General features: G+C 60.7%; 9 protein-coding genes. 4 read left to right on the top strand and 5 right to left on the bottom strand.

Features of this window, described 5'->3' with window-relative positions; translation table 11 throughout:
- Positions 1-197: 197 nt before the first annotated feature.
- Positions 198-461, bottom strand: coding sequence for an accessory factor UbiK family protein (locus MF6394_RS26185; protein WP_003195432.1), 264 nt, complete (start codon positions 459-461; stop codon positions 198-200).
- Between the two features lie 423 nt (positions 462-884).
- Here MF6394_RS26185 and glnK point away from each other — a divergent pair, with 423 nt between their 5' ends.
- From glnK to sutA, 4 genes are all read left to right on the top strand, one after another.
- A complete protein-coding gene (gene glnK / locus MF6394_RS26180) occupies positions 885-1,223 on the top strand; it encodes a P-II family nitrogen regulator (protein WP_002555808.1) in 339 nt (112 codons plus the stop codon).
- 34 nt (positions 1,224-1,257) lie between these two features.
- Positions 1,258-2,595, top strand: coding sequence for an ammonium transporter (locus MF6394_RS26175; protein ID WP_020302863.1), 1,338 nt, complete (start codon positions 1,258-1,260; stop codon positions 2,593-2,595).
- 209 nt (positions 2,596-2,804) lie between these two features.
- On the top strand, positions 2,805-3,230 hold the full coding sequence (locus tag MF6394_RS26170; RefSeq protein WP_032894557.1) for a secondary thiamine-phosphate synthase enzyme YjbQ: 426 nt from the start codon (positions 2,805-2,807) through the stop codon (positions 3,228-3,230).
- A gap of 102 nt (positions 3,231-3,332) precedes the next feature.
- Complete coding sequence (sutA, locus tag MF6394_RS26165) at positions 3,333-3,668, top strand: transcriptional regulator SutA (protein WP_047712064.1); 336 nt, start codon at positions 3,333-3,335, stop codon at positions 3,666-3,668.
- 196 nt (positions 3,669-3,864) lie between these two features.
- On the opposite strand, the gene MF6394_RS26160 is transcribed toward sutA, so the two are convergent.
- Genes MF6394_RS26160 through dapF form a run of 4 tightly spaced genes read right to left on the bottom strand, consistent with a single transcriptional unit; the run spans position 3,865 to position 7,019 of the window.
- Positions 3,865-4,560: an HAD family hydrolase gene (locus MF6394_RS26160; RefSeq protein WP_078467848.1), complete on the bottom strand. Its 696-nt coding sequence runs from the start codon at positions 4,558-4,560 to the stop codon at positions 3,865-3,867.
- The gene (gene xerC / locus MF6394_RS26155; RefSeq protein WP_047712062.1) at positions 4,557-5,456 is read right to left on the bottom strand and encodes a tyrosine recombinase XerC; all 900 of its coding nucleotides are present in this window, start codon (positions 5,454-5,456) and stop codon (positions 4,557-4,559) included. The genes MF6394_RS26160 and xerC overlap by 4 nt, the downstream gene beginning before the upstream one ends.
- 2 nt (positions 5,457-5,458) lie before the next feature.
- Positions 5,459-6,175, bottom strand: coding sequence for a DUF484 family protein (locus tag MF6394_RS26150; RefSeq protein ID WP_014720458.1), 717 nt, complete (start codon positions 6,173-6,175; stop codon positions 5,459-5,461).
- Positions 6,176-6,188: 13 nt separating this feature from the next.
- On the bottom strand, positions 6,189-7,019 hold the full coding sequence (gene dapF / locus MF6394_RS26145; RefSeq protein WP_003195419.1) for a diaminopimelate epimerase: 831 nt from the start codon (positions 7,017-7,019) through the stop codon (positions 6,189-6,191).
- Position 7,020: the final 1 nt, after the last annotated feature.

Genomic DNA, 7,020 nt, shown 5'->3' with positions numbered 1-7,020 from the left:
CGGGCACACCGAGCCTAAGCGAGGTGCCGAGTGGTGGGGCAAGAGCGTTTTGCTTACTTTTGCGCTGTTCAAAAGTGAGCCGCCGTCAGGGCGGAACCCCAAGTGGCCGTTACCGCAGCAATGGATCTACACACAATCCAGCTGTGTTGACTGTCAGGGCGCTATCGCAGGCAAGCCAGCTCCCACACTCACCGTGTTTATTCAGCAGAGGGTGGCGTCAACCGTGCTTCAAGTTCAGCCACCTTCGCCTCCAGGCTCTCCAGTCGCGCACGTGTGCGGGCCAGCACCACCATCTGGCTGTCAAACTCTTCCCGGCTGACCAGGTCGAGCTTGCTGAAACCACTCTGTAGCAAAGCCTTGAACTGGCTTTCGATTTCATTGCGGGGCAGCGGGGTGTCGCCGCTGAACAGGCGAGAGGCGTGGCCGCTCAGGGCGTCGAGGAAGTCTTTGGGCGCGAGCATTGGACATATTCCGGAAAACAGTTGGCCGGCAGTGTATCACGCAGCGTCTATAGTCATTTTCACGCCCTGCTGCGCACGGTTTTCGCGCATTGGGGCGGGCGGGCACGCACTGTTTTGATGCGCATTGCGGCCGCGCAGGCGCCCCGTAGGTGAGCACAAGCGGGCAAAGGATTGATTTCGGTGGTTTTTACGGAGCTGGCAAGGTTTCTGCTTAGACGATCATGACCCATGCACTGATGCAGTCGCTGTGACGAATGCAGTGCGCCGACGGATCCGGGGTACAGGGCTCGTCACCAGTGGTTCGCTGGCGTCGCGACGGCAAATGCCGAGGCGACGATGCGTTACAAAGCCAGGCACTGCGCTTAGACTTGAGACGGGTTTGTTTTCCTGGGGCAAGTCCACCAAATTCGGGAGAGAGTTTTCATGAAGCTAGTCACTGCCATCATCAAGCCGTTCAAGTTGGACGATGTTCGCGAGTCACTGTCCGAGATCGGCGTGCAGGGCATTACCGTTACTGAGGTCAAGGGCTTCGGTCGGCAGAAGGGTCATACCGAGCTGTATCGCGGCGCGGAATACGTGGTCGATTTCCTGCCGAAGGTGAAGATCGATGTCGCCATTGACGACAAGGATCTTGACCGGGTTATCGAGGCGATAACCAAGGCGGCCAACACCGGCAAGATCGGTGACGGCAAGATCTTCGTGGTCAATCTGGAACAGGCTATTCGCATCCGTACCGGCGAAACCGATACCGACGCAATCTAAGCCGCCAAACCCCAACGCCCCAGGAGAAAACAATATGACTCTGCGTAAATTCGCAGGGCTCGGAGCCCTGCTGTCCATCGTAATGCCAAGCCTGGCCATGGCGGCAGATGAAGTGGCTGCTCCAGTCCTCAATTCCGGCGACACCGCCTGGATGCTCACTGCCACCGCGCTGGTGCTGTTCATGACCATCCCTGGCCTGGCGCTGTTCTATGGCGGCATGGTCCGCTCCAAGAACATTCTGTCGGTGATGATGCAGTGCTTTGCCATCACTGGCCTGATCAGTATCCTCTGGGTCGTCTACGGCTACAGCATCGCGTTCGATACCACCGGTATGGAACAGGGCGTGGTCAATTTCAATTCCTTTTTCGGCGGCATGGGCAAGGCGTTCCTGGCGGGTGTCACCCCGGCCAGCATCACTGGGCCGGCGGCGCTGTTTCCGGAAGCCGTGTTCATCACCTTCCAGATGACCTTTGCCATCATTACCCCAGCGCTGATCGTCGGTGCTTTCGCTGAGCGTATGAAGTTCTCCGCGATGCTGATCTTCATGGCTATCTGGTTCACCCTGGTCTATGCGCCAATTGCGCACATGGTCTGGAGCGGCAACGGTGGCCTGATGTGGGACTGGGGCGTGCTGGACTTCGCGGGCGGCACCGTCGTGCATATCAACGCGGGTGTGGCTGGCCTGGTGGCGTGCATCGTGCTCGGCAAGCGTAAAGGTTTCCCGACCACTCCGATGGCCCCGCATAACCTGGGCTATACCCTGGTGGGCGCGGCCATGCTGTGGATCGGCTGGTTTGGCTTCAACGCCGGTTCCGCTGCGGCGGCCAACGGCACCGCGGGCATGGCGATGCTGGTGACCCAGATCGCCACCGCCGCCGCGGCCTTGGGCTGGATGTTTGCCGAGTGGATCACCCACGGCAAGCCAAGCGCCCTGGGTATCGCCTCGGGCGTGGTCGCCGGCCTGGTCGCCGTGACACCAGCGGCTGGCACCGTGGGCCCGATGGGCGCCCTGGTGATTGGCCTGGTCGCTGGTGTGGTGTGCTTCTTCTGCGCTACCAGCCTCAAGCGCAAGCTGGGTTATGACGACTCCCTGGACGCTTTCGGCGTGCACGGTATCGGCGGTATCGTCGGCGCGATCCTCACCGGTGTGTTCGCAGCTCCTGCTCTGGGCGGCTTCGGCACCGTGACCGACATCGCAGCCCAAGTGTGGATCCAGTGCAAAGGGGTGGGCTTCACCGTGATCTACACGGCGATCGTGACCTACGTCATCCTCAAGGTGCTCGACATGGTCATGGGCCTGCGTGTCACCGAAGAAGAAGAGGCGGTTGGCCTCGACCTGGCGCAGCACAACGAGCGCGGCTACAACTTGTAACTACGTGAAAAAAACATGCCCGGCTTGCCGGGCATTTTTTTGCCTGGCGTTTGTCTGTGGCTAAAGGTGCATGGGTTTTTTATCGAGTTTGTGATGGGATCCACACAGTACTTTTAAGGGTGCAAATGTCTTACAGGCATGAAGGCGTATTCGGCCCTTTGTTTTTTCTCAGAGCGCGCTAGAATGCGCGCCGATGGGCGGAGAACTGTATGTGGCAACAGACCCTGATTACCCTGCGGGCCAAGCCCCGGGGCTTTCACTTGGTAACGGACGAGTTGCTTGCCGGCTTGCCTGAATTGAAGGCCTGCCGTGTGGGCCTGTTGCATCTGTGGCTGCAGCACACCTCGGCCTCGTTGACCATCAACGAGAATGCCGACCCGGCGGTTCGCCGTGACTTCGAGCGTTTTTTCAACCTGCTGGTGCCACAAGGTCGCGCAGGGTTTGAACATAACGACGAAGGTCCGGATGATCTGCCGGCGCACTTCAAGGCCAGTCTGCTGGGCTGCCAGCTGAGTTTGCCGGTCAAGGCCGGCCGCTTGGCGATAGGGACCTGGCAAGGTGTTTATCTGGGCGAGCACCGTGATCATGGCGGTGCTCGTAAAGTCCTCGCCACCTTGCACGGTGAAGGGGCATAAGCCATAGGGAATCCTGTGGATGTTGATTTTTTTCCAGCGGCCTCGACAGAGGGTGAAGCTGGGCTATAACTAATCTGCTTTTCGCAAGTCATGAGGTAGAACATGAGCGACGATGATCTGGAACAAGACGACCTCGAAGTAGGTGATGAAGACGACACCGAAGACGGTCTTGAAGCAGTAGCGGCTGACGACGTTGCGGAAGATGACGATAACAGTGTTGGCGATGACGCGGCTCCCAAAGCCAAAGGCAAAGCCAAGGCGGCTGTTTCGGTAGACGAGTTGCCGAGTGTTGAAGCCAAGAACAAAGAGCGCGATGCCCTGGCCCGTGCGATGGAAGAGTTCCTCGCTAAAGGTGGCAAAGTGCAGGAAGTCGAGGCCAACGTGGTGGCTGATCCACCGAAGAAGCCGGATAACAAGTACGGCAGCCGACCTATCTGAGGTCTGCCTCCTGCTTGTAAGAAAAAGCCCGCCGTCGCTGCGGGCTTTTTCATGCCTGGAATTAAATCTCTCAGGTCACCACAAATCAAATGTGGGAGCGGGCTTGCTCGCGAATGCGCAGTGTCAGTTGATACCTTCATCACTGACCCACCGCATTCGCGAGCAAGCCCGCTCCCACATTTTTTGATCTATGGTGTTACTGCCAGCTATGCAGCAACTCCGGCAACTCCGTCAGGCTGCGAATCTGCGCATCCGGGTGCTTGTCTCCCTCCCAGGCCTTGCCCGTGGGGTTGAACCACACCGCCCGCAGCCCCGCCTGCTGCGCGCCGGCAATATCATCCCCAGGATGATCGCCCACATGCACAGCCGCGCTGGCGTCCACACCGCCACGTTGCAGCGCCTCCTGAAACAGTCGTGCATCCGGCTTGGCGATGCCGATATCTTCAGCGCGCAGGGCAAAGTGAAAATAGTCCGCCAGGCCCACGCGCTGCACATCGGCATTGCCATTGGTGATCACCCCCAGCAGGAAGTGCTGGCGCAGCGCCTTGAGCATCGGCTCGGCTTCCGGGAACACGGTGAGTTGGTGACGTGCGTGGATGAACGCTTCGAAGCAGACGTCCGCCATCTCTGTGGCCTCAGGCTGGGGATAACCGGCCTCCTCGAGCGCATGCATTAGCACGCGATGGCGCAGCAGGCTGATGCGGTGCTTGAGTTCGGGATGACGCTGCAGCACCTGTTGGCGCAGGCTGGCAAAATGCTCAAGGGGCAGGTCGCCGACCTTGGACGCGTGGGTCGCCAGCCATTCGCGCATCGACGCTTCGGCGCTGATGATGACGGGTACGTTGTCCCAGAGGGTGTCGTCCAGGTCGAAGGTGATCAGCTTGATACTCATGAGTCGCCGCCCTTGATGCGTTTGGCCCGTGGATGGGCGCTGTCGTACACCGTTGCCAGGTGCTGGAAGTCGAGGTGGGTGTAGATTTGCGTGGTCTTGATATCCGAGTGCCCGAGCAATTCCTGCACGGCGCGCAAGTCTTGGGAGGATTCGAGCAGGTGGCTGGCAAAGGAGTGACGCAACATGTGCGGGTGCAGATTCTGCCCCAGCTCCCGCTCGCCGGCGGCCTTGACCCGCAGCTGGATCGCCCGTGGCCCCAGGCGCCGGCCTTGCTGGCTGACAAATACGGCATCGTCTGCCGGGTTGGTCAGCAAGCGTAGCGGCAGCCATAGCTGCAAGGCTTCACGGGCTTTCCTGCCCACGGGCAGTACGCGGGTCTTGCTGCCTTTGCCGAGCACTTGCACCAAGCCATCGGCGAGGTCCAGTTGATCGAGGTTCAGGCTCGTCAGCTCGGACAGGCGCAGGCCCGAGGAGTAGAACAGCTCAAGGATTGCCTGGTCACGATGGGCCAGGAAGTCATCCTCCACGGCACCGTCGAGCAGTTGCAGGGCGCGGTCGGTGTCCAGGGTCTTGGGCAGGCGCCGCTCGCCTTTGGGCGGCGACAGGCCATTGGCCGGGTCGTGGTCGCACAGGCCTTCGCGATTGAGGTAGTGATAGAGGCCGCGCACCGCCGACAGCAGGCGAGACAAGCTGCGTGAGGACTGGCCTTGTTGGTGCAACCGGGCGATCAGGCTGCGCAGGGCCTGGATATCCAGGGCCGTCCAACTGCTGACGTGCTGTTTTTCGCAATAGGCTAGGACCTTGTTCAAGTCCCGCCGATAGGCTTCCAGCGTATGGGGCGACACCTGGCGCTCATTGCGCAGGTGAGCGCAGTAAGCGTCCAGTTGCCGCTCCATGATCAGCGCACCGCGCGCAGGGTGGTGGTGTGGCGTGGCAGGACGCGGCCCAGCACTTCGGCGATATAGGTCAGGAACAACGTGCCCACCGAGCTTTTGTAGTGCGCCGGATCGCGGCTGGCGATGGCCAGTACCCCGTGCAAGCCTTGATGGCTGAGGGCGATGACGGCCGTAGAGCCGATCTGCTTGCGCTGTTCGGCGCCAAACAGGAAGTCCAGTTCATGCTCGCGCAAGGTGCCGCTGACGGTCTTGCCTTCGGACAACAGGCCGCCGATGGCCGTCTGCGCCTCGCCACCTGTGACCCAGCGGCCCACCGGCATCGGGTTGTCGCTGAACAGGATCAGGCTGACGAAGGGCACCTGGAAATCCTCACGCAGGCTGTCTTCCACGGCGATCACCGTTTCTTCCAGGCTGGTGGCATCCATCAGGGTCAGAATCAGGCGGCGCGTCTTGTCGAACAAGCGGTCGTTGTCGCGGGCCACGTCCATCAGATGAGAGAGGCGGTGGCGCATTTCAATATTGCGCTCGCGCAGGATCTTCATCTGCCGCTCCACCAGCGATACGGTATCGCCGCGCTGGTGAGGGATGCGCAGGGCCGGCAGCAACTCTTCGTGTTCGACGAAGAAGTCCGGGTTAGCCTCAAGGTACGCCGCGACAGCAGCGGCCTCCAGGCTTTCACTCGGGGTTGCGTGTGCGGGTACTTGAGGCTTATCGGTCATTAGCTTGGCTCACTCATAGACGGACCTGTCCTTCGTATACACGCGTGGCCGGCCCGGTCATCATCACCGGGTGGCCAGGGCCTGCCCATTCGATGGACAAACGTCCACCGGGCAGGTCGATCAACAGCGGCGAATCCATCCACCCCTGGCTGATCGCGGCCACGGCAGCGGCGCAAGCACCGGTGCCGCAAGCCTGGGTTTCGCCGACGCCGCGTTCCCATACGCGCAATTGCGCACGGTTACGGTCGATCACCTGCAAAAAGCCCACATTGGCCCGTGCCGGAAAGCGCGGGTGATGTTCGATCTTCGGCCCCAGTTCGTGCACGGGGGCGTTATTGATGTCGGTGACCCGCAGCACTGCATGGGGGTTGCCCATGGACACGGCGGCGATCTCTACGGTTTTGCCATCCACGTCCAACGCGTAACTGAGGGCCTGCTCGGTGGCCTGGAACGGAATATCCGCCGGCACCAGGCGCGGCGCGCCCATGTTCACGCTGATCTGGCCATCGTTGCGGATGTCCAGTTCGATCACGCCACCTTTGGTTTCGACGCGAATCTGGCGTTTGGCAGTCAGGCGTTTGTCGAGCACAAAACGCGCAAAGCAGCGCGCGCCGTTGCCGCACTGTTCCACTTCAGAACCGTCGGAGTTGAAGATCCGGTAGCGAAAATCCACCTCCGGGTTGCTCGGCGCCTCGACCAGCAGCAACTGGTCGAACCCGATCCCGGTGTGGCGATCGCCCCACTGTTTGGCGTGCTTGGGCAGGATGTGCGCGTGCTGGCTGACCAGGTCGAGGACCATGAAATCATTACCCAGCCCGTGCATCTTGGTAAAACGCAGCAGCATG

It is taken from the genome of Pseudomonas sp. MF6394 (assembly GCF_002018845.1).
Taxonomy (GTDB): Bacteria; Pseudomonadota; Gammaproteobacteria; order Pseudomonadales; family Pseudomonadaceae; genus Aquipseudomonas; species Aquipseudomonas lactis.
This window is presented reverse-complemented; position numbering and strand designations above follow the sequence as displayed.